This is a genomic window from Kocuria sp. LHG3120 (assembly GCF_049897445.1).
GTDB classification, from domain to species: domain Bacteria; phylum Actinomycetota; class Actinomycetes; order Actinomycetales; family Micrococcaceae; genus Kocuria; species Kocuria rosea.
In genome coordinates, this window is the sequence record NZ_JAFCWG010000002.1 from 302,865 (window position 1) to 325,527 (window position 22,663).

At 71.4% G+C, this 22,663-nt stretch carries 26 protein-coding genes; 11 read left to right on the plus strand and 15 right to left on the minus strand.

Annotated elements, in window-relative coordinates:
- Nucleotides 1-358: 358 nt before the first annotated feature.
- Nucleotides 359-1,285, plus strand: a complete 927-nt coding sequence (locus tag ACP7CD_RS05370) for an alpha/beta hydrolase (protein WP_426119299.1) — start codon at nt 359-361, stop codon at nt 1,283-1,285.
- Between the two features lie 489 nt (nt 1,286-1,774).
- Here the strand turns inward: ACP7CD_RS05370 and ACP7CD_RS05375 are convergent, their stop codons facing one another.
- Nucleotides 1,775-2,197, minus strand: a complete 423-nt coding sequence (locus ACP7CD_RS05375) for a hypothetical protein (RefSeq protein ID WP_095651125.1) — start codon at nt 2,195-2,197, stop codon at nt 1,775-1,777.
- Nucleotides 2,198-2,427: 230 nt separating this feature from the next.
- Nucleotides 2,428-2,841 (minus strand): hypothetical protein, encoded by a 414-nt coding sequence (locus tag ACP7CD_RS05380; RefSeq protein WP_126346323.1) that lies wholly within the window; start codon nt 2,839-2,841, stop codon nt 2,428-2,430.
- Nucleotides 2,842-3,799: 958 nt separating this feature from the next.
- On the opposite strand from ACP7CD_RS05380, the gene ACP7CD_RS05385 reads away from it, so the two are divergent.
- The 3 genes from ACP7CD_RS05385 to ACP7CD_RS05395 all read left to right on the plus strand — a co-directional run bounded on the left by ACP7CD_RS05385 (nt 3,800) and on the right by ACP7CD_RS05395 (nt 6,807).
- The gene (locus ACP7CD_RS05385; protein ID WP_095651130.1) at nt 3,800-4,393 is read left to right on the plus strand and encodes a recombinase family protein; all 594 of its coding nucleotides are present in this window, start codon (nt 3,800-3,802) and stop codon (nt 4,391-4,393) included.
- A 187-nt stretch (nt 4,394-4,580) separates the two neighbouring features.
- A complete protein-coding gene (locus ACP7CD_RS05390) occupies nt 4,581-5,789 on the plus strand; it encodes a heparan-alpha-glucosaminide N-acetyltransferase domain-containing protein (protein ID WP_229586405.1) in 1,209 nt (402 codons plus the stop codon).
- A 445-nt stretch (nt 5,790-6,234) separates the two neighbouring features.
- The gene (locus ACP7CD_RS05395; protein WP_095651123.1) at nt 6,235-6,807 is read left to right on the plus strand and encodes a hypothetical protein; all 573 of its coding nucleotides are present in this window, start codon (nt 6,235-6,237) and stop codon (nt 6,805-6,807) included.
- A gap of 105 nt (nt 6,808-6,912) precedes the next feature.
- On the opposite strand, the gene ACP7CD_RS05400 is transcribed toward ACP7CD_RS05395, so the two are convergent.
- The 3 genes from ACP7CD_RS05400 to ACP7CD_RS05410 form a co-directional block, all read right to left on the minus strand.
- Nucleotides 6,913-7,140, minus strand: coding sequence for a hypothetical protein (locus ACP7CD_RS05400; RefSeq protein ID WP_426119303.1), 228 nt, complete (start codon nt 7,138-7,140; stop codon nt 6,913-6,915).
- 30 nt (nt 7,141-7,170) lie between these two features.
- Nucleotides 7,171-7,620, minus strand: coding sequence for a hypothetical protein (locus tag ACP7CD_RS05405; RefSeq protein WP_109269358.1), 450 nt, complete (start codon nt 7,618-7,620; stop codon nt 7,171-7,173).
- 163 nt (nt 7,621-7,783) lie between these two features.
- Nucleotides 7,784-8,281, minus strand: coding sequence for a hypothetical protein (locus ACP7CD_RS05410; RefSeq protein WP_146202113.1), 498 nt, complete (start codon nt 8,279-8,281; stop codon nt 7,784-7,786).
- 657 nt (nt 8,282-8,938) lie between these two features.
- On the opposite strand from ACP7CD_RS05410, the gene ACP7CD_RS05415 reads away from it, so the two are divergent.
- Nucleotides 8,939-9,985, plus strand: a complete 1,047-nt coding sequence (locus tag ACP7CD_RS05415; RefSeq protein WP_426119306.1) for a serine hydrolase domain-containing protein — start codon at nt 8,939-8,941, stop codon at nt 9,983-9,985.
- 104 nt (nt 9,986-10,089) lie between these two features.
- Here ACP7CD_RS05415 and ACP7CD_RS05420 read toward each other — a convergent pair whose 3' ends face one another.
- From ACP7CD_RS05420 to ACP7CD_RS05430, 3 genes are all read right to left on the minus strand, one after another.
- Nucleotides 10,090-10,494 (minus strand): hypothetical protein, encoded by a 405-nt coding sequence (locus tag ACP7CD_RS05420; RefSeq protein ID WP_426119308.1) that lies wholly within the window; start codon nt 10,492-10,494, stop codon nt 10,090-10,092.
- 104 nt (nt 10,495-10,598) lie between these two features.
- Nucleotides 10,599-11,336: a hypothetical protein gene (locus ACP7CD_RS05425; protein ID WP_426119310.1), complete on the minus strand. Its 738-nt coding sequence runs from the start codon at nt 11,334-11,336 to the stop codon at nt 10,599-10,601.
- 313 nt (nt 11,337-11,649) lie between these two features.
- The gene (locus ACP7CD_RS05430) at nt 11,650-12,117 is read right to left on the minus strand and encodes a hypothetical protein (protein ID WP_284563720.1); all 468 of its coding nucleotides are present in this window, start codon (nt 12,115-12,117) and stop codon (nt 11,650-11,652) included.
- Nucleotides 12,118-12,207: 90 nt separating this feature from the next.
- Here ACP7CD_RS05430 and ACP7CD_RS05435 point away from each other — a divergent pair, with 90 nt between their 5' ends.
- Nucleotides 12,208-12,732: a flavodoxin domain-containing protein gene (locus ACP7CD_RS05435; RefSeq protein WP_426119312.1), complete on the plus strand. Its 525-nt coding sequence runs from the start codon at nt 12,208-12,210 to the stop codon at nt 12,730-12,732.
- Between the two features lie 196 nt (nt 12,733-12,928).
- Nucleotides 12,929-13,597 carry a GAP family protein gene (locus ACP7CD_RS05440; RefSeq protein ID WP_426119314.1) on the plus strand — a complete coding sequence of 223 codons (669 nt, stop codon included), beginning with the start codon at nt 12,929-12,931 and terminating at the stop codon, nt 13,595-13,597.
- Between the two features lie 302 nt (nt 13,598-13,899).
- Here the strand turns inward: ACP7CD_RS05440 and ACP7CD_RS05445 are convergent, their stop codons facing one another.
- Nucleotides 13,900-14,376 carry a sodium:calcium antiporter gene (locus tag ACP7CD_RS05445; protein ID WP_426119316.1) on the minus strand — a complete coding sequence of 159 codons (477 nt, stop codon included), beginning with the start codon at nt 14,374-14,376 and terminating at the stop codon, nt 13,900-13,902.
- Between the two features lie 214 nt (nt 14,377-14,590).
- Between ACP7CD_RS05445 and ACP7CD_RS05450 the strand changes: the two genes are divergently transcribed.
- Nucleotides 14,591-15,154: a DinB family protein gene (locus ACP7CD_RS05450; RefSeq protein WP_426119318.1), complete on the plus strand. Its 564-nt coding sequence runs from the start codon at nt 14,591-14,593 to the stop codon at nt 15,152-15,154.
- Between the two features lie 33 nt (nt 15,155-15,187).
- Complete coding sequence (locus ACP7CD_RS05455; RefSeq protein ID WP_426119320.1) at nt 15,188-15,760, plus strand: DUF664 domain-containing protein; 573 nt, start codon at nt 15,188-15,190, stop codon at nt 15,758-15,760.
- A 13-nt stretch (nt 15,761-15,773) separates the two neighbouring features.
- Here the strand turns inward: ACP7CD_RS05455 and ACP7CD_RS05460 are convergent, their stop codons facing one another.
- On the minus strand, nt 15,774-15,983 hold the full coding sequence (locus ACP7CD_RS05460; protein ID WP_017833796.1) for a hypothetical protein: 210 nt from the start codon (nt 15,981-15,983) through the stop codon (nt 15,774-15,776).
- Between the two features lie 94 nt (nt 15,984-16,077).
- A complete protein-coding gene (locus ACP7CD_RS05465; protein ID WP_017833797.1) occupies nt 16,078-16,809 on the minus strand; it encodes a DUF72 domain-containing protein in 732 nt (243 codons plus the stop codon).
- 176 nt (nt 16,810-16,985) lie between these two features.
- Here ACP7CD_RS05465 and ACP7CD_RS05470 point away from each other — a divergent pair, with 176 nt between their 5' ends.
- Nucleotides 16,986-17,576: a thymidine kinase gene (locus ACP7CD_RS05470; RefSeq protein WP_017833798.1), complete on the plus strand. Its 591-nt coding sequence runs from the start codon at nt 16,986-16,988 to the stop codon at nt 17,574-17,576.
- A gap of 33 nt (nt 17,577-17,609) precedes the next feature.
- Here ACP7CD_RS05470 and ACP7CD_RS05475 read toward each other — a convergent pair whose 3' ends face one another.
- The 3 genes from ACP7CD_RS05475 to ACP7CD_RS05485 all read right to left on the minus strand — a co-directional run bounded on the left by ACP7CD_RS05475 (nt 17,610) and on the right by ACP7CD_RS05485 (nt 20,903).
- Nucleotides 17,610-18,107 carry a hypothetical protein gene (locus ACP7CD_RS05475; protein ID WP_017833799.1) on the minus strand — a complete coding sequence of 166 codons (498 nt, stop codon included), beginning with the start codon at nt 18,105-18,107 and terminating at the stop codon, nt 17,610-17,612.
- Nucleotides 18,108-18,510: 403 nt separating this feature from the next.
- Complete coding sequence (locus ACP7CD_RS05480) at nt 18,511-20,205, minus strand: MDR family MFS transporter (RefSeq protein ID WP_426119324.1); 1,695 nt, start codon at nt 20,203-20,205, stop codon at nt 18,511-18,513.
- Nucleotides 20,202-20,903, minus strand: coding sequence for a TetR/AcrR family transcriptional regulator (locus ACP7CD_RS05485; protein ID WP_426119326.1), 702 nt, complete (start codon nt 20,901-20,903; stop codon nt 20,202-20,204). The genes ACP7CD_RS05480 and ACP7CD_RS05485 overlap by 4 nt, the downstream gene beginning before the upstream one ends.
- Before the next feature lie 163 nt (nt 20,904-21,066).
- On the opposite strand from ACP7CD_RS05485, the gene ACP7CD_RS05490 reads away from it, so the two are divergent.
- The gene (locus ACP7CD_RS05490) at nt 21,067-21,678 is read left to right on the plus strand and encodes a hypothetical protein (protein WP_336649414.1); all 612 of its coding nucleotides are present in this window, start codon (nt 21,067-21,069) and stop codon (nt 21,676-21,678) included.
- Here the strand turns inward: ACP7CD_RS05490 and ACP7CD_RS05495 are convergent.
- Complete coding sequence (locus ACP7CD_RS05495) at nt 21,653-22,546, minus strand: SDR family NAD(P)-dependent oxidoreductase (RefSeq protein WP_426119328.1); 894 nt, start codon at nt 22,544-22,546, stop codon at nt 21,653-21,655. The two genes, ACP7CD_RS05490 and ACP7CD_RS05495, sit on opposite strands and share 26 nt — an antisense overlap.
- Nucleotides 22,547-22,663: the final 117 nt, after the last annotated feature.

Consider the following 22,663-nt stretch of genomic DNA (forward strand, 5'->3'; position numbering starts at 1 on the left):
AGACATGACGACGCCTCGTGCAGAAGAAACTCGAGGGGGCCCGAATGTCGACGCCGTACTAATACTGAGCAGATGGAACCATGGCGAGAAACCACCGGTCACCCATGCGACATGAGGCAGTTTGGTTGCGTGACACTTGGGGGTGCGATCGGACTTCCGGGGACCGGTGGTGCGGGAGGTGTGGTGGGTTGCTGACCCCCGTCTCAGGCTCTGCCGGGACATGCCATTGCCCGGCTCACTACGCTTGAAGCATCACATTGGGGCCTCGGTCGCGCCGGGGTGACGGCGGTGGACCTGCAGCGGTTGGTGGTCTGGCTCTGGGATGTGCGGGGATCGGGGGGGCGTTGAGGTGCCAGCTGTGGTGGAGATCCGTTTTCGTCCCGAGGGTGCGGTGCTGGCCGGTCGTTTGTTCCTGCCTCCCGCGGCTGCGCCGGGGCCGGTGGTGGTCATGGCTCACGGCTTTTCCGCCACTGCTCACGGGATGGTCGCTGACCGCTACGCCCAGGCGTTCGCTGATCACGGTGTCGCGGCTTTCCTCTACGACCACCGAGGTGTGGGTCGAAGTCGGGGTGAGCCCCGAGGAGAGATCAATCCGTGGATCCAGGCCCGGGGCTATCGGGACGCCCTCGATGCCGTCTCTGCTTGTGACCGGGTGGACCCCCAGCGGGTGGCGTTGTGGGGGGACTCCTACAGCGCTGCCCAGGTGTTGGCGGTGGCCTGCGTGGACGAGCGGGTGCGCGCGGTGGTGGCTCAGACGCCGGCCTGCGGCCGGCATCCGGCGCCGCCGGACCCGGACGGGGCCCTGTATCGGGGAATGCGGGCCCGGCTCCTGGGCGGATCCGTGCGGGCCGAGCCGGAGCGGTGGCGCGGGCCGATGCCGGTGGTCTCCGCCGACCAGCTCTCGGCGCCTTCGGCGCTGAAGCCGTTGACCGCGCTGCGGTGGTTCCTGGAGTACGGGGCGCGATTCGGCACCGGGTGGGAGAACCAGGTGGTCCTCACCGCCCCGGAGGAACCGATGTGGCTACCGGTGCTGTGGGCCCAACATGTGCTGGTCCCGACCTGTTTTCTGCTGGCCCGTGACGATGAGATGCCCGGCTCGACGACGGCCGTGGCCAGGCAGGCCTTCGCCGCGCTGGGCGGTCCCAAGGAGGTGCACGAGCTCGAAGGCGGGCACTTCGGCCTGCTGTATCACCACGAGCCCGTCTTCGAGCGCTCCGTCGCGATCCAGACCCGGTTTCTGAGTTCGTGGCTGCATGACAGCGAGAGGCCCGGTGACCGCTACTGAGACCCCCGAGGGATCGAGTCGGTGCTGCTTCCCCGCGCTGGGCGTCCCGCCTCTGCCTTGCACCTCAGCGGCAGCACCACCGTAGTCGGTGACGGAATCGGGTGGAGTGCGTAGGGCGCCCGCGCTCCTGAGGCCGTGGACGCGAGACTTTCCGCCGGGGACGGATCCTATGATCGCCGCGGCGGGGTGTGACGGGGGCGGGGCGGCCCCCCGCCACCCCGCCCCAGTTGCTTCTGCGCGGACCAGTCATCTGGCCAGCACCTCGGATCCCCCCGGAACCACGGTGCGGCCGGTCGACGCGCCAGAAGCTGGAGGATGGTCTGATGCAGATCACCTGTCCCCCTGATACGCCACGATGCTCGCTCCCGCCCCGTCCGGCAATTCCGGGGGTGTGTTGGGGTTCACAACATGACACATCCATGTGCGGTTGCTAATAGGGGTGTTCCGGAGTGGGTGGCTGGTGCGAGAAAGGCTGGTCCGTGTACAGGATCAGCCGCAGACGTTTGAGATTTCGCCGTCGAGATCGTCGAGCACCCACTCCGAGAGCTGTCCGGCGGGCACGAGGAACGTGTCCTCGCCCAGCAGCTGCGCCTCCTGAGCCGAGAGGGGTTCCTTGACGGCCTCGCTGTCGTGGACTGCCAGTGCAGCTGCGTAGCCGGCGGCCAGCTCGGCGGCCCACTCCCGGTGGCCGGCGTAGCAGGGGTGCTCGGGATCGGGGCTGCACGCCTCGAGCCACCGTGCCGGCTCCCGCGGAACGGAGGCGGCGGGCATCGGGTGCTGGTGCAGGTCCCAGGTGACCTCGGCCCAGCGACCCACGGGAGTGGCCACCATGGGGTAGTAGGTGGCAACCCACTGGGTGGGAGTGAGTGGGTGCAGCTCAACGGCCAGAGCCCCAGAGACGGAGATGGTCATGCCTTCTTCCTGTTCGCAGGTGACGGATCGTCTGGCGGTGGCGGCCTGAGGCGCGGTCGCATCGCCGAGTCTGGGGGGCCCGATGGTGATGGCCCAGGGTAAGCACGGGGCCGACAACTATGGAAGCAGGCTGAGCAATGTGACAGCAGGCCGCCTTTCAAGCCCGGGGATGCCAGGCCTCTCACCTGGTCCGGATCCTGGCTGGAGGTCGCCGGTGGGCTGGGTCGGTGTCATGGCCCCGGGTGTGTCTGCTGTTCGGGTCTTTCGTCGCGGCCGTGGGTGACGTTGCGGAGCTCAGCAGAGGAGGGGGCGGTTGGTGTCGGGAGGGTTGCCGCCAGGTGCGGTGCGATGCGGGCCAGACGATCGAGGTATCCGTGGCCCTCAAGCTCGGTCAGCACCACGGGAACACGGATTTTGGGGGTACTGGATCGGGCGGCGAGATCAGCCAGGGCCAGTGCGTTCCCGGCTCCGGTGCAGGCCACGGCCCGCAGAACACGTCGTGCCTCGGCGCTGAGCCGGGGATCAGCGGCGGCCTCAAGAGTGAGAGCCTCCAGCGCCGGGCGCAATGCCTGGAAGACGGCGGCGCGGGCCGCTGGGCCCAGGGTGGAGGCGCCTGAGGTGTGGCGGGGTTGCTCAGTGTCCATCTGCTGCTCCTCCGGTCGCGGCCGGAGGGACGTCGTGGATTCACCAGGACGGTCATCGTCAGGGGCGTGTTGGCCACTGCCTGCTGCGGCTCATCCGTCCCTACCGGTGCGCCGGCCCCCTCGATGACCCAGTCCGTGACCTGTGGGACCGGCCACGTGCACCACCGAAGAGTTCTTGGACCCGGTCACCGTGAAGGAGAGCTGCCGCGCCCTGGCAAGCAGAAGAGACGTCCCCCGACGACTGATCACATGGTCACAGGACTTCTGCCCACCAAGGCGGCGGCATGATCACCGCCGAGGAGCCAGCCCCCCGACTGGCCTCCCTGGCGTGCTCCACGCCGGGCCGACCGGCCCCCCGACCGGCGGCCCTGCGTGATACCCCGAACCTACTCTCTAGTAGGAAGAAGATCCATCTTCATGTTGTCCCCATTTGCGCCACTATTCAGAGCCGCGTGAAGGGCCATGGGGTCCGAGGCGACGATGGTGTGGAAGGGACCTGCGAGGGGGGCATGCCCTGCGGGGCTTCCTGACCGATGCGGCGTCTCTTCTCGGGGGTGTATTGAGGATCCCCGCGGGCATGCGCAAGGCCGGGCCATGCGCCCGGCCTTACGGGTGGGAAATGTCTTTCACCACGAAGACAGTGTGGTCCTGGCGGTAGCCGTTGGCGAGAGGTTTGAGGATGTGGCGCTGGACGGGGCTGACGTGCTTGGTGTCGGAGCACTTCCTCCCCACAGTCACAGGCCGCGAACCGATCCGACCCATGACCTTGCCGATACCAAGCAGAGCAGCCTGAAGATTGAGGATGACAGTGGATCGCAAGGCATGGGATGCCAGACGTCTCGTCGGGAAAATTTGCGTCCGCATGTTTCCGCGGTCGGGCATGTCTCGTATCTATGTACTTTATCAAGGTCTCCAAAAATCGAGTACTCAACGTTAGTTACGAGACAGATGGGTGGACGTGGGCAAGCTGATTGGGTACGCGCGAGTTTCGACGCGGCAACAGGACGCAGACTGTCAAGTGCATGACCTCCTGGCCGCCGGCGTGCGGCGCGCTGATGTCTACATCGACCATGGAGTGTCTGGAGGACGCGCGTCACGCCCGCAGTTCGACCGTGCTGTGGTTGCGCTGGAGAAGGGCGACACATTGGTGATTACCACGCTGGATCGCCTGGGCCGGTCGACGCAGAACATGCTGACCTTCGCCGAGGCGCTGCGGGGGAGGGGTGCCGGTCTGCGGGTGCTCAACCTCGGTGGGGGAGACGTGGACACCGCGACACCGATGGGCTCCATGGTCTTTACCGTCATGGCCGCGCTGGTCCAAATGGAACTGGAGATCAAGCGAGAGCGGATCACCGACTCGGTGGCCAAGCGTCGGGCCGCCGGCAAGGACTTCGGCGGACGGCCCCAGACCTTCACCGACTCCCAGATCCGCAACGCCCTGCGCCTGATCGACGGCGGGGAGCCGGCGACCCAGGTCGCCCGGGACCTTGGGATGTCCCGCGCCACGCTCTACCGGCGGATCCGGGAGCTGCCGGTGCCGACCACCTTGTGAGCGAGCGGTCGTCAACGACTTGAATGCGGCGGAGGTCAGGTTGATGTGCACCGTAGGGTTCGCAGAATCTTATGGAACCTACAGGCTTTCGCAACGGCAACGACAGGTGCAGCAGAGATCCTTAGCACAGGATGGTCCCGGCGGCTGGGGCCGTAAATCCGGGTCCGCTCCGGAGATCGAGGCAATCATGAGTTGGACATCCAGAACGGAGGGGCCCGCCCTGGCGGGTGCCGCCGACGGTGCCCGCAGGTCCTCGAGATGGTGGGACGGCATCGACGCGGCCCGCGGGCTAGCGCTGCTCGGGTTGCTGGCGGTGCCTTTTATGCCCGCCGATGACCACGAGATCCAGGAGTCGACCTGGTCGGGCCTGCTCCTGTCGGGGGCTCCGGTGGCACTGTTTGTCCTGCTGGCCGGGGTGGGACTCGCCTTCGACTCCGGGGGACGATTTCCACACCGAGGCAGGTGGCTGGCCGCTGATCGGATGGGGATGGCCGTGCAGGCGATCCTCATGGCCGCTGTAGGCCTGGGGGCCGGGGCACTGATGCCCGAAGGTGCCCCGGCGGACAACATCTTGATCTACTACGCGGTTTTTCTCGTGCTGGCGATTCCGTTTCTGCACCTGTCGGCGACGGCGTTGTTCGTTTGCGCGGCACTCATGTGGATCGTGGGCCCGCTGCTGATGCAGGCCATGACCGAAGTCATGCCCGCGTATGCCCCCTCCACCCCCACCTCCGTCGACGGGGTGAGCGGGGCCGCGGGCAGGATCTCCCACCTGCTGTTCACCGGCAGTCACCCGATCCTGTCGTACATGACCTGTCTGCTGGTCGGGCTGGGCTTGGGGCGGATGCGACTGCGTGACACGGGGGTCCAGGTCCGGGTGCTGGTGGTGGGAGCATTACTGGTGATCTGCGCCCAGGCGGCCTTCGTGGTGTCCAACGCCTTCGACGGGTACGACCGATTGCTGACCAGCAACCGGACCAGCATGGAGGTGCGGGTGTGGGGCCCGGAGGTGTTGCCCACCGACTCGCCCTGGTGGCCGGCGCTCATTCCCGCGCCCACTGGCACCGCGTGGACGATCGCGGCCGGCCTGGGCGTGGGACTGCTGGTGCTGGGGAGCTTGCTGCTGGCCACCAGGAAGTTCGGGGCGTGGTTGCTGCCGCTGTCGGCACTGGGCGCGATGGGTCTTACCCTGTACACCGCCCACCTGGTGGCGCTGTCCTTCCAGGCCCACTACGACCAGCCTTCTCTGTGGTACCTCCTGCCCTTGGTAGTCGTAGCGCTGGTTGCCCGGACCTGGCAACGAGCAACACTCGGTCCGGGGCCGCTGGAGCGGGTAGTCAGCACCAGCGTGGAGGCGACCCGCCGTGCTGTGCTCCACCGCTCCCACCACAGGTGAACACCAGTCAGGGAAGACCTCCACTACGCCAGGCTTTACTTGGGGCCCGGTTAGCGGCGAACCGTGCTGCGGTAGAAGTTCCTGCTTGCGCTGGGATTCCGCCCGGCGAGTCGGGTGGCAAGGGGGCCTGGAGGCCGATGTTAGGCTTCGCGAACTCAATGGAAGTGATGTCATGCACACCAAAGTCCGAGTCGCAGCGATCGTCGTTCTCCTTCTCGCACTGGGCCTGTTCGCCATTACTGAATGGCTGCCCGCCCTCCTCTTTCTCCCCGCGGCAGGAGGTGCACTCCTGCTGAATGAGTCCGGGATGCTCACACCTGGGCGGCCCCGTAACGACAGGGACCGATCACGCTTCTAATCGTCGCGGGTGCATGGGCATCGGCACGTGCAGTTGAGGTTCCCCTTTTGTGCGTCGTGGTTCCCGCCCGAACCGGCCGGTAGCGTCGTGAGCGTGACGAGTAGCGGCGACGCGGGGGCTCACGCCCGGCTGATGGACGGCTCTGCAGCGCCGACGGTGGGTCAGCTGGCAGTGCGCTCCATACCGGCTTCCTTGGTCGCTGTGGCCGGTCCTCCGCTGGTGGCTGTGGTCCTGCCTGGCGGAACGGGGGACGGATGGTGGTTCCTGGTCGTCTTCTTGCTCTTTGCGTTGGCCGGGCTGGTCCAGTATCTCGTGCAGCCGTCGCAGCCTCGACTGGACAAGCGGGTCAGGCAGGAGCGGTGGAAGTGGGCGCTTTCGTCGGTCATCAAGACCAGGGAGGTGCCGGTGGATCCGGGGGTGCGGGCTACCGCGGCGGCGGTTGCCTGCACCGAGCTCCAGATGTTCGTGGTGCTCATCTTCTTCGTCCTGGGAGTCGTCCTGGGCATGCTCATCCGTCCGGAAGCGCCGTGGTCGAGCTTTCTCGGTGCCCCGATAGGCATGGCGCTGGTGTCTGCCTTCCGGCTCCGCCGAAGCCTGATCTATCTCACGGTGCTGCACGCTCAGGCACGACCCGGCGGGCAGCAGTTTCAGCGTCAGTAGTTGAGGAAGCAGTGCGATACGAGGAGCGTCGCGGAGGCTGCCGCGGTTTCGATGATCTACGGGGTCCGCCGCCTTGGATGTGCGGTTCTTGATCTGGAGGGAGCGCTATTCGTCTCTCAAGCGCTGCTTCAGGCGTTCCAAGCGCCCTTGGTACTCCCGGTCTTGTTTCTTCATTCCTCGCCACACGATGACGAACATCGCGAAAGTGGTCAGAGCACTCACCACGGTGTTCCAAGAGCTTCCGCTGACGACGGTGATCATCACGGTGGTCGCCGCCAGGAGGCCACAGGCGATCGCGAGGGTGCCGCTGATCGGAGCTTTTCCGGTGGCCATGGTGCCTCCTGTCGGGTTTCCCTGTCAGCTTCAGGGGTGGGCTTGAGACGTGGCGTGCCGCCGGCGGACCCAGCGTGCAGTGGCCGCTGCCGCTGCGGCGGCGCCAGCAACGACCGCTGATGCCAGCAGCGCCAACACGCTCAGGAAGACGACCGTGCCGGCGATGTCGCGCAGGGCCTGTCCGGGCGGCAGGGCTCCCGGGGTGAACCAGCCGTTGTTCCACACCAGCACCGGGGTGCCCAGCAACGCGGCCAGCAGGTAGGCGGCCGGCCAGAACGCATACGTCTCCACCCGGTGCCCCTCACGCCAGCCGCGCACGAGAGCCCAGGGGACGCTGAGCAGCAACGGCCCGAGCATGGCGACGAGAGGGGCACCGATCACGGCCCCTCCACCCTTGGGGGCGGTGACGATGATCAGCCACAGGCCCGCGGCGAAAGCCAGCGCCAGCACCACCGCCCACAGCAGGATGCGCAGACCCAACCACAGCACCGCCCTCGGCCCGGGGCGCGGGGCAACCGGTGGCCGTGGGTGCTCAGATGCGTGCTCGTTCATCGGTTCTCCCCTCGTGGATGAAGTGGGCCACCGCCAGCAGGGCCGCAATGTCCGTCATGGGCGCGGAGTCCTCTCACAATCCCTAATGGGCTCAGCCACGGCGAAGTCCGTGCCCCCGGCCGGGATCGTGGGGTCGTTCCTCGGCGTGTAGGAAGGTGAGGAAGACCCAGCTGCGGCGGGCCCTGCTGATGAGAACGAGGGCGAACACGGTCAGCAGCCCGGCGATGAACCCCCAGAAGGACGACCAGCGCAGCACCCCGGTGAGGGCGAACGCCACCGCGGCATAAAAGACGAACGCCGCGAGTTCGATCCGCCAGATGGCCACCGCGCCAGCGGCGGCCCGCAACTGGGGGTCCTGCGGCACGGTGACGGTCGAGGAGGCACTGCCGAGGATCCACCCCACCCGATCACGGGCCACGTACTGGGTGGGACGCGGACCCGGTACGTGCGTGCGCCGGGAGACCGAGTTCACCAGCAGGATGTAGGCCAGGGACACGGCCGAGGTCCACAGGCCGCGTTGGTCCTCGCGCAGGACTCCGAACTGCCACCAGACCAGCAACGGCAGACCGACCACCAACAGAGCACCCACCCAGAGGCTGCCCCGAAGAACCCGCAAAGCCGAGGGGATCGGGGTGCTGTCGACCTGTGGAGACGCCCCCTCCTTCGTACGCCCGTCCTGGTCCATGGTGCCGAAGCTACCGCCTGGCACAGCCGGACGTCTCGACACAGAAGAGGGGGCCAGCCTCCGCAGTCGGGCGGATTCCTCACCGGAGGGCCGGCCGCAGAGCGCACAGCGGCGAGCTCGTCGTGCTTCCAAGCTGAGGCCACAGTTGCCGCGCCGGCGGCGAACCAGACGGTCAGGAGGGCGCCGTCGCCTCTCTAAATATGGCTGGCTACCAATCACTTCTCGGAAGTTCGGCGTTGCAGCGGGGGTTCATATGCCCGCCGCGCTGGTTCCCGTTGCGGACGCAGGTGTCTGCAGCGGTTCACGGCGGGATCGGTCGTCGTTTGGCGCTGAGGGGCCGAGCGCAGCGTCTTGGCGGACTCCGTCTGCGTCGTCTGTATGGTTTGGACGGTTTCGGTCTTGACACCGCAGCGACAGAATTTCAAGGTGGCGTCAGACCGTTGCGACGTCGGTGGAGTCGCGCATCTGGGGGATGCCATGCACAGCCATCCATCCGAGAACCACCCCGGTGATTCCGGGGCCCAGCCAGGGGGTACTCCTGAGTGGTTGGCGGAGGCGGTGATGACCATGATGCGCACCGGGCGCATCCCGGGACTGTCCCTGGTCGTGGTCGACTCACAGCGGTCGTTGTACGCCGGCGGGTTCGGAACTGCTGACCTGGCCACGGAGGCGCCCGCGACTCCGGCCACGGTGTATCTGTGGTTCTCCATGACCAAGATCGTGACCGCCACGGCCGCCATGACCCTGGTCGAGAACGGTCGCCTCGAGCTGGACGCCCCGGTGGCCGACTATGTGGACGGTCTGCGCGCCCCGCGTGCCTCCCAGCCCACGGTAGGGCAGCTGCTGACCCACACCGCGGGGTTGTCCAATCCTCTGCCGCTGCGATGGGTGCACCCGGCCGAGCAGGAGCCGCCGGCGGCCGAGGACCTGCTGCGGTCCGTGATGAGCCGACCGCGCGCCTACCGCCACGCCCCGGGGCACAGGGCCCGATACACCAACGTCGGCTATCTTGCGCTGGGTCAGATCATCGAAGCCGTGAGCGGTATGCCGGTGACGTCCTATCTGCGGCAAGCCGTGCTGGATCCGGTGGGCATGACCAGCACCGGGTTCACCTACCGCCCGGAGGCACCAGCCGCCACCGGTTGTGTGCGCGCCCCGCGCGCCGCCGATCCGCTGCTGCGCCGTCTGCTCCCACCCGGGGTGGCCGGGACGCGTCACGGCGCCTACCTGGGCCTGCGGCCCTTCTACGTCGACGGAGCCGCCTACGGCGGTCTGGTCGGCGACGTGACGGATGCCGGGCGGTTTCTGCGGCTGCACCTGGGTGATGGCCAGATCGACGGGCACCGCATCCTGTCCGCTGAGACGGCCCGATCGATGCGCGTGATCGAGCACCCGGGGAAGCCCTTCGACCACGGCATCGGCTGGTTCCGCCGCCCCACCCAGGAAACGGGGCAGTGGGTCGAGCACTTCGGGGCCGGCGCCGGATTCTGGAACGTCATGCGTCTTTACCCAGAACACGGCCTGGGCATCGTGGTCATGACCAACAGCACCACGAGCTACGACTTCGAGCCTCTCTTCTCCCTCCTCACGACCGCCTCCTGGTCGTAGCAGGCCGGGGGCACGTCCGTGAGGGGGGCCGTGGGCGTCCGTCGTGCGGCGGTGCCGGGCTCCCACGATCCGTGCGGGCGGACGGCGAGCGGCACCGTGACCGCTCAGGGGTTCGTGGTGATGTCCCCGCCGAGCTCGTCCCGGAGCTGCTGCAGCGGGGCCGCGTCCCTCGAGATGACGACCCAGTTGTCCGCGTGCAGGAAGGAGGCGCCCTGCTCGCTGCTGAGGGTGTTCAACAGCCCCTCCATGCGCTCCTCGGAGTCCGTGACGGCCATGGCCATGCGTCCGTTGGCGCAGTCCAGGTAGGTGGTCTCCGGGTCGGCCGGGGCGCGCAGCTGGTCCGTGCCCGGGCAGTCGATGCCGGCCCCGACGACGTCGTCGCGCAGCGCCGTCGCGTCCTCGTAGGTGGCCCCGCCGGCCACCATCGCCTGGATGTCGTCGGCGGTCGGCGCGCAGCCGGTCAGGGCGAGGGCGGAGAGAGCGAGCAGAGCGGGAACGGGTCGGCGCATGGGACGTCCTGTCGTCGAGGGGATCGGGTGGCGTGCTGGGGCCGGCGTGCGGACGGGGGCGGGCCCGGGTCCGGTGCGCGGTGCGCCGTCCGTCGGCGCCGCGCTCACGGGGCGGCCCCCTGCTCCGGACGGTGGTGCTCGTCGAGGACACGGGTGAGGACCCGGCCCGGGGTGTGCCGGTACTCGGGGTCGATGCGCTCGAGCACGGCGACGATCGCCTCGACGTCGTAGACCACGGACGGGTCACCGCCGTGGTGGCTCCAGCGGCGCTCGGCAACCCACGCCCACACGTGCACGGGCCGGCACCGCCGGCAGGTCCCGTGCTCCGCGGTGAGACAGTCGGGCCCCACCGGCTGGTTGAGCCCGGCGATCTCGGCGGGAGTGCGCCGGTGGCGCTCCACCACGGCCCAGAACCTCTCGTCGGGGATCCGGGAGAGGTCCGAGCTCAGACCGGCCAGGGCTTCTCGCGCCCGGACCACGTCGTAGTAGAAGTCCGGCCTCGACCAGGGCGGAACGCGGTGCCGGGCGCGCAGTGCCTCAACCACAGCCGCCTCCTGCGCCGCGGCGACCTCGGCCGCCGTCCGCGGCGACGGGTCCGCGGCCGAGCGCCAGAGGCCGTCGAACAGGGCCGCGCCCTCGGTGCAGGCCTGACGGACCAGCAGCGTGCCGACGTCCGGGGAGCGCCGCTGGGACCAGAGCGCCCCGGAGAGCCGCTCGTAGATCTGACCGTCGTCCAGGGTGAAGCTCCTCCGGTCGGCGGCCACGACCACACGGCGGGTGGTGGGCTCCCCGGTGGCTTCGGTGCGGGCGGGGATGACCACCGCGCGCGCACCGGGGTACACGGCACCGCCCTGGTTCAGCCTCCGCCGCTCGTCCACCGTCCGGTGACCCGGGCTCAGCGGACCGGCCGGCGCGGCCGGCTGCGGGACCCGGGGGCGCGACGAGCCCGCGACCCGGTCTCACCACGGCCCGGGGCGGGAGAGACGGCTGGGGCGCCGAACGGCACGAGGACCGGGTCGGTCTGCCGGGCGACGGGCTCAGCGGCCATGGTGGTGCTCCTCGTGGAGTCGGAGTCGGGGGTCGATGGGCGACGCGGGCGTCCGGCGCCTGCTGGGGGAACCGTAACAGCCGCCGCGCCCGGGGCGGCGGAGGTCGTCAGGCAACGGGCCGGCGGTCCTCCCCGGCGAGGGCGCTCATGCGGTCCCCGGCGGCGTCCATGCCCAGCGAGGCGAGCACCGCGAGCGCGGCCATCCACCGGCGCGGATGGGCCGCCCCGCCGGCGACCAGCCACCGCTCGAGCATCGCGTCGATCCGCAGCGAGGCGGCCTGGACCCCGCACGTCGCCGCGCCGAGACCCAGCAGCAGCGCCGCCCGCGCCGCCACCGGCAGCCGCTGCGCCGCGACAGGGCTCCCGTCGGCCAGGGGCCCGACCTCGGCACCGGCAACGACAGAGTCCTCCCCACCGGTGTTCCGGGAGAGCACCCACCCTCCTGCGCCGGCGACCAGGACTCCCGGCACCACGACGTACGCGGCGCGCACCCGGGGCGACCAGCCGGACGGGGAGACCAGCGTCAGCGCTCCGGCGGCCGCGGAGCTGGTCAGGGACAGCACGAGATCGTTCATGGTTCTACGCTACGTCCCGCGTCCCCGGTCGTCACCCGGTCCGGCCGGTCGTCGGCCTACGCTGGGGGCAGGACCGAGAGGGAGGCGGAGATGCGGATTCTCGTCGCACATGCCAGCGCACACGGATCGACGGCAGAGATCGCCCGGCGGATCGCCGACGTGCTCCGGGACGAAGGCTCGTCGGTCGACGTCGGGCCCATGGAACAGCAGGACGGTCTCGGCGACTACGACGCCGTCGTGCTGGGCAGTGCCATCCACGACCAGGACTGGCTGCCGGTGGCCACCGCGTTCGTCCACCGCCACCAGGCCGTGCTGCGGACCCGGCCGGTGTGGCTGTTCAGCGTGGGAATGTCCGCGGCCCTGCCCCGGATCCTTCGCGAACCGGCCCGCCGCGCCCAGAACCGGCGGCTGGCCGCGTCCCTGCGGGAGGTGGTGCACCCGCGCGGGCACCTGCTGCTGTCCGGGGTAGCGCAGGCCGAGCAGCTGCCGGGCTGGGCCGGCCTCCTCCTCCGGGGGACCGGGGGGCGCTTCGGCGACCACCGGGACTGGCCCCGGATCGAGGCCTGGGCCCGCGACATCGCCGGGACGCTGAGGACGACCACCCGCGGCGGGTGATCCGCGGCCGCCCCCGCGACCTCCACCCTGGTGGAGAAGGACGTGCCCCCGAGGCCGGTGTTCCGATCGTCCGCGTCGCACGACGGGTGGGCCCGGGTGCCCGGGGTCCCAGCCCTCGTCGAGGGGAGCGGTCGGCTCGACCGCAGCCCCGGGCGTCAGCGGCCCGGTCGCGGGCACCCGTTCCCAGGAGGTCGTCGTGCCGGCAGCCGCAGCCGCGGGTCTCCCGATCGCGCTGGGACTGCTCGCCGCCTCCCTGCCCGTCGCCGTGATCGTGCTGATGCTCGTCACCAGCGGGACCCGGAGCGCGGTCACCGCGTTCCTGTCCGGCTGGATCGCCGGGATCGCCGTCGTAGCCGCCCTCACCGTGCTGGTCGTCGACACGACCCTGCCCCGCGACGATCCCGCGCCCTGGGTCGGCGTCCTGCGGGTGGTGCTCGGCGGCACGCTGCTGCTGCTGGGGGTCAAGCAGTGGCGGAGCCGGTCGCGCGAGGGGTCGCAATCGCCGCGGTGGATGACGGCGGTCGACACGATGACGCCCTCGAAGGCCCTGGCCGTGGCGTTCCTGCTGGTCACGGTGAACCCGAAGAACGCGGTGCTGGTCGTCTCGGGGGCGGCCGCGATCGCGACGGCCACGGCGTCCGTGGCGCACCAGGTGCTCGCGCTCCTGCTGTTCACGGGGGTCGCCAGCGCCGCGGTCGCCGCCCCGGTGCTGCTCCACGTGGTCCTGGGGGACCGGGCCGCCACGGTGCTGGCGGCCGCGAAGGGGTGGATGACCGCCAACGGTTCCTGGGTGATGACCGTCGTGCTGGTCGTCATCGGCGCGGTGCTTCTCGGCAACGGTGTGAGCGGACTGCGGTCCGGCTGACCGTGACCGTGCCCCGGCCCACCCGCGGCGGCTGGGGGCGCCCGCCGGCCCGCCGAGCCCGCGGCGCTCGCGGCGCCGGCCCAGCTCGTGGGCGCTCACCGCCACGAGGGTCATCACGACCAGGGGCAGCACGAACGAGACCATCACGGAGCTGAACCCCTCCAGGGCGTCGTGCTCGGTGGCCGCCAGTAGCACGTACCCGGTGTAGACGAAGTACAGGAGCAGGAACAGACCGCCCTCCCAGCGCGCCACGGGGAACCCGGTGAAGGCGTTGGGCAGCAGCGCCACCACGGCGGCCGGCATCACCGGGATGTCCAGGGCCACGGCCGCCGCCGGTACCGGCAGGCCGCTGTCGACGAGGATCGCCGGCACCCGAGCACCAGTCCGAGGTTCAGCAGGCAGCTGCCCACGACGTTGCCGATGGCGAGATCCCGCTGTCCTCGGCGGACCGCGACGACGGAGGCCGCCAGTTCGGGCAGGGACGTCCCTCGGGCGACCACCGTGAGCCCGACGACGAGGCCGCTGACGCACAGGGCCGTGGCGACGTCGACCGCCCCCTCGACGAGGACCGTGGCCCCGGCCACCAGGAGCCCCACCGCCACCACGACGAGGACGAGCGAGACACCGGCCGAGGCCTCCCCGGCCGGTGGCCCGTCGACACCGGGTGCGGCGGGCGGCCGGTCCGACGGAGGGTCCGGCGCCCCGGCGGGGGAGGCTGCGTCCCGGCGGCCGATCAGCACCGTGCCGTCCGTGCCGCTGACCCGGCCGTCCAGGGACACGAGCGCAACGCCATGCCGAGCACGATGCGCCCCACGTCCAGGACCGCCATGGGCGCCAGTCTGGAGCTGCCGCCGGGAGGACGGAGGCAGTGCGCGGCATCCGTCACGGCACGGGTGCTGCTCGGATGCGGACAGGATCTGTCCGCGTCGGGGAGGACACTGGACCTGTCACCGGACGCTGCGCCGGAGGCGCCCCGACCAGGAGGGAACCGCCATGACCGACCTCGACGTCGCCGCCTGTGCCGCCGACCAGATCGACCGGCACTGGACCCACCAGCTGCGGCCCCGCCTCACCGGCCTGACCGACGAGGAGTACTTCTTCGACCCCACCGGCGGGTCCGCGTGGACGGTCCATCCCCGGGCCGAGGAACGCACCCCGATGCAGACGGGCCGCGGGGAGCTCGTGCTGGACTTCGCCTTCCCCGAACCGGTGCCCGCGCCGTTCACGACCATCGCCTGGCGGCTGGCGCACGTCGTCGTCGGGGTGCTCGCCGCGCGCAGCCACGGGCACTTCGCCGGCCCCGAGGCGTCCTACCAGAGCTGGGCGTACGCCGAGACCGCGGAGGAGGCGCTGGCCCAGGTCGACCGCGAGTTCGCCCGCTGGACGGCCGGCGTGCACTCGCTGACGGACGCGGACCTGGCGCGCCCGTGCGGCCCGGTGGAGGGCCCGTACGCGGACCTGCCGATGCTCGCTCTCGTGCTGCACATCAACCGCGAGCTGATCCACCACGGCGCGGAGCTCGCCCTGCTGCGCGACCTGTACGCCCACACCCGCTGAGCCCCGCGCCGCACGACACCTCAGGAGCCCACCGTGCCCTTCCTCACTCCCACCGTCACCGACGAGCGCGACGCCCTGGCGGCCTTCGCGAGCCAGCAGATCCGCCAGGTCGCCACCACTCTCCAGGGCCTCGACGCCGAGCAGCTGCGGGCGACCCCCTCGGCGAGCGCCATGAGCCTGGGCGCGCTGGCCCGGCACGTCCTGTTCATCGGCGGGCACGGTCCGTTCGCCGTGCTCACGGATCCCGGCCGGACCTCCGGGGAGCCGCTGGACGACGCCGGCTGGGCCGCCGGGGCGATCCTGCCGCAGGCCGTGCGCCCGGAGGACACCGCCGAGTCCCTGGGCGCGGCCCTGAACGCGCTGGCCGACCGCGTCGAGGCCGGGCTGCGCACCGCGGACCCGGAGGCCCGCATCCCCGTCCCGGACGCCCCGTGGTTCCCGCGGGACCTGGTGACGTGGCCCGCCCGGTGGGTGGCGCTGCACATGGTCGAGGAGAACGCCCGGCACGCCGGGCACGCCGACATCCTGCGCGAGTCCCTCGACGGGCGGACCGCCTACGAGCTCAACGCCCTCGCGGACGGGGAGACGTGGAGCCCGCAGGACTGACCGGCCGGGGGGGCTACTCGTCGTCCGACGGGCGCCCGGTCCCCGCCTCCGGGTCCTCCGGCGGCGGGGCGTCGTCCTCGGCCTCCTCGGGGGGAGCGCCGGCGCGCCGGTTGCTCTCGTCGGTGGTGGCGGTCAGCCAGGTCTCGTCTCGGACGCCCAGTCCCTCCTGGCTCGTCTCCGCCCAGGCCTCGTCGCGGTCCGCGGGCTCGGGGTAACGGTCCATCTCCGGCTCCTGTCCTGCTCGACGGTGATGGCCCGATCCTATGCCCGGGCCCGGCATCCCGCGCACGGCGTCCTGCGCCCGGCCGGGGATCTCCTCAGCCGCCCTCGAGGAGCCGGCGCAGCGTCAGGGCGTTGCGCACGGCGTGGCCGTCGCCGTCGTTGTTGAAGTACGCGTAGACCTCGCGGCCGCCGTGGTGCCACTCCCGGATCCGGTCGGCCCACCAGGCCAGGTCCTCGTCCGAGTAGGAGCCGGCGTAGAGGTGGTGGTGGTCGGGGCCGTGGAAGCGGACGTAGACGAACGGGGCGGTGGCCTCGAGCACGCAGGGCAGCCCGGCCCCGCTCATCACGCAGTACGCCGCGCCGTGGCGCCGGAGCAGCCCGAAGACCTCCGGGTGCACCCAGCTGTCGTGGCGGAACTCCACGGCGACGGGCAGCCAGTCGGGCAGCCCGGCCAGGAACCAGTCGAGGCGCGCGTCGTCGCGGGCCTGCGCCGGCGGAAGCTGGACGAGCAGCACGCCGCGCCGGTCCCGCAGCTCGTGCCAGGACTCGGCGATCCGCCGGCTCCAGGTCTCGGGCGCGTAGAGCTTCTTCGCGTGCGTCAGTCCGCGGGGGGCCTTCACCGTCATCCGGAAGCCCTCCGGCAGGCGCCGGTTCCAGCCGGCGAAGGTGCTGCTGCGCGGCCAGCGGTAGGAGCTGGCGTTGAGCTCCACGGTGGAGAAGGCCCGGGTGTAGATCTCCAGGCGCTTGGCCGGGGCCGTGCCGGGGGGATAGAGGACGTGCTCCCAGTGGTCGTAGCTCCACCCGGAGGTGCCGATGTGCCAGCCCATGGGCTCCAGGGTAGCGGCGGAGGGCGCCGGGTCCGGCCGTCGCGCCGGGCGCCGGCCGGCCGCGCGGCGGACGTAGGGTGTTCACCGGCACGCACGGCGCCCCCGCCGAGCACCCCGCACGATCCCAGGAGAACCCGCATGACCACCCTCGCCCCCCGGCCCGCCGGGACCCGCTGATGGCGAAGCTCTACTTCCGGCACGGGGCGATGAACTCCGGGAAGTCCACCGTGCTGATCCAGGCCGCGCACAACTACGAGGAGCGCGACCAGACGGTCCTCGTCGCCAAGCCCGCGATCGACTCGAAGGGCGCGGACACCGTGGTCTCACGGCTGGGGGAGTCCCGGCGGGTCGACCTGCTGCTGGCCCCGGAGGACGGGGCGCGCGAGCGCTTCCGGGCGGCCGTGCGGGAGCGCGGACCGGTGCACTGCCTGCTGGTGGACGAGGCGCAGTTCCTCGCCCCGGCCCAGGTCGACGACCTGTTGCGCATCGCGGTGCTCGACGGCGTCCCGGTGCTGGCCTACGGGCTGCGCACCGACTTCCGCACGGAGGCGTTCCCGGGCGCGGCGCGCCTGCTGGCCGTGGCCCACACGGTCGAGGAGCTGCGCACGATCTGCCGCTGCGGGTCGAAGGCGATGTTCAACGCCCGCACGGTGGACGGGGAGCCGGTCTTCGAGGGCGACCAGGTGGCCATCGACGGTGCGGCCGTGTCCTACGAGTCGATGTGCGCCGGCTGCTACCTGCGGCACTCGGACGGGCGCCTGGGCTGAGCCGGGGACCGGCGCGCCGGTCCCGAAACGGCGTCAGGGGGTGACGTCCCGGTCGTCCTCGCGGCCGTGCCGGTCGACGACCGCCCAGAACAGGTCCTCGGGGATCGCCTCGAGGTCGGGGTGCAGGGCGGCGAGCTCGTCGATGATGGCGGCCACGTCGTAGTGGGCGTGCACGTCGCCGCGCCGGGCGAGCCGGTTCGAGGCGATCAGGCCCTCGACGTAGGCGGTGTGGTCGGAGTCGGTGAACGTGCTCAGGACCGCGTCCGCCCACAGCTGCTCGAAGGCCGGGTGGCCCTCGGTGACGAGCCGGACCGGGGCGTGCGCGCCGTCGGGCTCGGCGGGGTCGGCCTCCGGGGCGTCCCGCACCGGTCCGGTGGTCTTGGCGAACCGGGTGCCGTCGTCGACCGTGACGGTCCGGTCGGTCTCGTCGACGACGGTGTGCCGCTCGGTGCGCAGGACGGGGCCGCCGCGGACCACCACGGCGCGGGTGCCGACGCCGGTGGCTCCGCCGACGTGGTGGTGCTGGCTCACGGCGACCTCCTCGGGTCTGCGCTGCGGGGGCGGCCGATCCGCCGGGTGCCTGATGCGCAGAACCTAGCAGGCGGCGCCGACCGCCGAAAGTTTCCGGGAACGCGGACGGCGCCGCCTGAGGGGCTCCGGCGGCGCCGAGGGCGCGGGGTGGACCGGGGCTCAGCCGCCGAGCAGCACCGCGCGGACCAGGTCGAAGAACATGCCGAGGATGGCCGTGAAGTTGGGGTTGAAGAACGCGTCGAACTCGCCAACCAGTCTGATCATGACAGTTCCTTCCGAGGGGGTGGGTGGGGCCCGGGCCGGGCGTGGATCCGGCCCGGGCCCGAGCCTACCGGGGGTGTTCACAGAAGCACATGGCCTTTCGGCCAGTTCCCGCTCCGGGCCGGCCGGACGCCGGGACCCGTCAGGGGGCGGGAGTGCCGGTGGAGGACGCTCGGCGCGCGTCGTCGTGCGCCGCTGTCTCCTGCGCCGCGGCCTCCATCGCGGCGGCCTTCTTCGCTGCGGCCTCGTGCGCGGCGGCCTCCGCGCCGCCGATGGCCTCGCCGCGGGCCACCATGCCGGCGGTGTCGGAGAGGGGGATCTGCTTGAGGAACACCGCGAGGACGAAGGCCAGCAGCATGAAGGGGACGAGGTACCAGAACACCGGGGCGAGGGAGTCGGCGTACGCGGTGACGATGCCCTCGCGGACGGGCTCGGGCAGCTGCGCCAGGGTCTGCGGGTCCAGGGTGGCGGTCGCCTCCCCGGCCTGGGCGGCGGAGGCGCCGGCGCCGGTGAAGACCGCCGTGAGCTGCTCCGAGAGGTTGTTGGTGAAGATCGCCCCGAAGATCGCCACGCCGAGGGCCGCGCCGACCTCGCGGAAGTAGTTGTTGGTGCTGGTGGCGGTGCCCACCATGGACGGGTCCACGGCGTTCTGCACCACGAGGACGATGACCTGCATGATCAGGCCCAGGCCCGCGCCGAGCACGAGGAGGTAGACGCAGATCAGCCAGATGGGCGTCTCGGCCGCCAGCGTGGTCATGGCGAGCATGGCCGAGGCCGTGACGAGCGTGCCCGCCAGCGGGTAGCCCTTGTACCGGCCGGTGCGGGAGATCCTGAGGCCTGACCAGATCGAGGTGCCCATCAGCCCGACCATCATGGGGACCATGAGCAGCCCGGACTCCGCCGCCGAGGTGCCGGAGGACATCTGCAGGAACGTGGGCACGAACGCGATGGCGGCGAACATCCCCAGCCCCAGGGTGAGGCCGATCGCGGTGGCGTTGACGAACACCGGGTTGCGGAACAGGCCGAGGGGGATGATCGGGTCCTCGGCCCGGGTCTCGTTCCAGACGAACAGCGCCGTGGCCACGACCATGCCGCCCGCCCAGGCCCAGGTGGCGGGCGCGCCCCAGCCGTGCTCGGCGTTGCCGCCGAACTCGGTGAAGAAGATGAGACAGGTCGTCGCCACGGACAGCAGCAGGACGCCGGCCACGTCGATCCTGCGGGTCGCGCGCTTGTGCGGGAGGGTCAGGGTGAACCACGCGATGGCGAAGGCGGCGATGCCGATGGGGATGTTGATGTAGAAGGCCCACTGCCAGGTGAGGTGGTCCACGAAGTAGCCGCCGAGCAGCGGCCCCGCCACGGCGGAGAGCCCGAAGATGCCGCCGAGCGGGCCCATGTACTTGCCGCGCTCGGAGGCCGGGACGATGTCCGCGATGATCGCCTGGGAGAGGATCATCAGTCCTCCGCCGCCGAGCCCCTGCAGCGCGCGGAAGGTCACGAACTGCCAGAACCCGGTGGCCAGGGCGCAGCCCACCGACGCGAGCGTGAACAGGGCGATGGCGACCAGGAAGAGGTTGCGCCGGCCCAGGACGTCGCCGAACTTGCCGTAGACCGGCATCACGATGGTGGTGGCCAGCAGATAGGCCGTGGTGATCCAGGCCTGGTGCTCCACGCCGCCCAGTTCCCCGACGATGGTCGGCATGGCGGTGGAGACGATCGTCTGGTCGAGGCTGGCGAGCATCATCCCGGCGATGAGGGCGGAGAAGATGATCCAGATCCGCTTCTGGGTCAGCACCAGCAGCGGGGCGTCCTGCGCGACCGCGGGCGGGGTGGTGGTCATGGGCTTCCTTCGGTGTCCGGGGACGGGTCAGAGGTGTCGGGGGGAGTGGCTGAGCGGGTGTCCGCGGCGGCGTCCGGCGCCGTCGGCGGGGCGGTGGCGCCGGGGGAGAGCAGGGCCCCGGCGAGGCGGACGTTGCGGGCCAGCAGCTCCGCGAACTCCTCCAGGGGCGGGGACTCGTCCGGGTCGGCGCCGGCCGGCCGGGTCTCAAGGAGCTCGTGGACGGTGTGCCCGGCGAGGTGGGAGACGATGGCGGCGGCCACTCCGGGGAACGGGTCCCGCTCCCCGCAGCCCTGCCGGCGCGCGATGAGCTCCGTCAGCTCGGCCAGCCGCCGTTCCATGGTCTCGGTGAGCCGCTGGAGCAGCACGGGCTCGCGGCGCAGGACGTCCAGCAGCAGGGTCCGGTCGTGCGGGCCCTCCAGCAGGGCGAAGGATTGCACGACCAGCTCCTGCAGGGCGCTCAGCAGCGGCGCCCCGTCCGGGGCGGAGCCCCCGGCCACGAACTGCTCGCCGAAGGCCTCGAGCGGGTCCCGGGCCGGGGTGCCCAGCACGGCGTCGTCCTTGGAGGCGAAGTAGTTGAAGAAGCTCCGCCGGGAGATCCCGACCTCCGCGCAGAGCTCGTCCACGGTGAACCCCGCCAGCCCGCGCTCGGCGGTCAGCCGGCGCGCGCCGGCGATGAGGGAGCGGCGGGTCCGGCGCATGCGCTGCTCCCGTGCGCCCGCCGTCACCGGAAGCCCCCGAGATCGATTTGATGTTGCACTCACGACATCATAGTGCAACTTTGCGGCGGGTGGTGCCCCGTGCGCCGCCGTGCCCCCGTCCGTACGCTGGACCACGTCGGCGCACGACCCGAGGAGACCCGTCATGGCCCAGGAACCGGACCCCCGCCCGCGGCTGATCGGGCTGCACGGGCGCAAGCAGTCGGGCAAGGACACGTGCGGCGACCGCCTCGTGGTCGCGCACGGCTACGCACGGGTGGCCTTCGCGGACCCGCTGCGGCTGTTCCTCACCGAGCTGGACCCCCTCGTGGGCGTCCGGGACGGCCGGCCCCTGCGGCTCGACACGGTGCTGGCGGAGGCCGGCGGGGACTGGGGTCTGCTCAAGGACGAGGCGCGGGACCCGGTGCACCGGGAGATCCGGACGCTGCTGCAGAAGGTCGGCAACGAGGCCGGCAAGGCCGTCTTCGGGGAGACGGTGTGGGCGGACCGCGGGCTGGAGACCGCCCGCCGCCTGGGCGGGCCGGTCGTGTTCACGGACGTGCGCTTCGACGTCGAGGCAGAGGCCATCACGGCCGCCGGGGGCCGGGTGGTGCACGTGGTGCGCCCCGGGGCTCCCGCCCCGGACGACCCGCACCCCTCGGAGGCCGGCATCGACCCGCGCTGGATCACCGCCGTCCTCGTCAACGACGGGACGGTCGATCAGCTCTGGGCGAAGGTCGACGCCCTGGTGCTCAGCCGGCCGGGCGCCCCGGGATGAGCCCCACGAGCTCGGCGCTGCGCCGCCACAGGGCGTCCGCGAGCGCGTCGTCGGCCGCGCGGGACGGGGCGCGGGCGGGCCGCCTCTTCTCGAAGTAGCCCCCGGAGCGCCAGTCCTCGCCGGCGACGCCCTCGGCCAGCCACACCAGGGTCTCCGCGCCCCGTCCCGGGGTGATCATGAGCCGGCGGCCCAGGCGGGTGCGGTACAGGAACCGCAGGGGGGTGGTGGTGCCCGAGGCGAAGTTCGTCGCGACGCCCCCGGGGTGGAACGCCGCGGCGGCGAGGCCGTGCGGCCCGTGCCGGCGGTCGAGACCGCGGGTAAAGAGGATGTTGGCCAGCTTCGTGTCCCCGTAGGCTCCCTGCGGGGACCAGCGCCGGTCGTCGACGAGGACCTCCGGCGAGAGCCGGCCGATGCGGGCCGCGACGCTGGACGTGCTGAGCACCGCCGCGCCGTCCGCCACGAGCCGGTCGAGCAGCAGGTGGGTGAGCAGGAAGGGCGACAGGTGGTTGACCTGCCACGTCATCTCGTGCCCGTCGGGCGTCAGCTCGCGGCGGTCGAAGATCCCGCCGGCGTTGTTGACCAGGACGTCGATCCGCGGGACGGACTCCTGCAGCTCCCGGGCGAGCCGGCGCACGTCGTCGAGCCGCGCGAAGTCCGCGGTGAAGTGCCGGAGCCCGAGGGGTGCGGCCACCGCCGCGGTCTTCTCGCCCGATCGCCCGACGACGACGACGTCGTGGCCCCGTCCCGCCAGCTCGCGGGCGGCGGCGGCCCCGATGCCGTCGCTCGCGCCGGTGATCACGACCGTGCGCCGCCCCCTGCGCCGGTGGGCGCGCTGCTCGCGGTGCTGGTCCTCGTCGTGCTGGTCCATGGTGGCCTCCTCGGTCGAGCCGGAATCCCGGTCAGCATAGCGACGCCTCCTGGGCCGCCGGACGGAATAAGCGCGCGGGCGGAGCCGTTGCGGCACGCACGACGGAAAACACCCGGA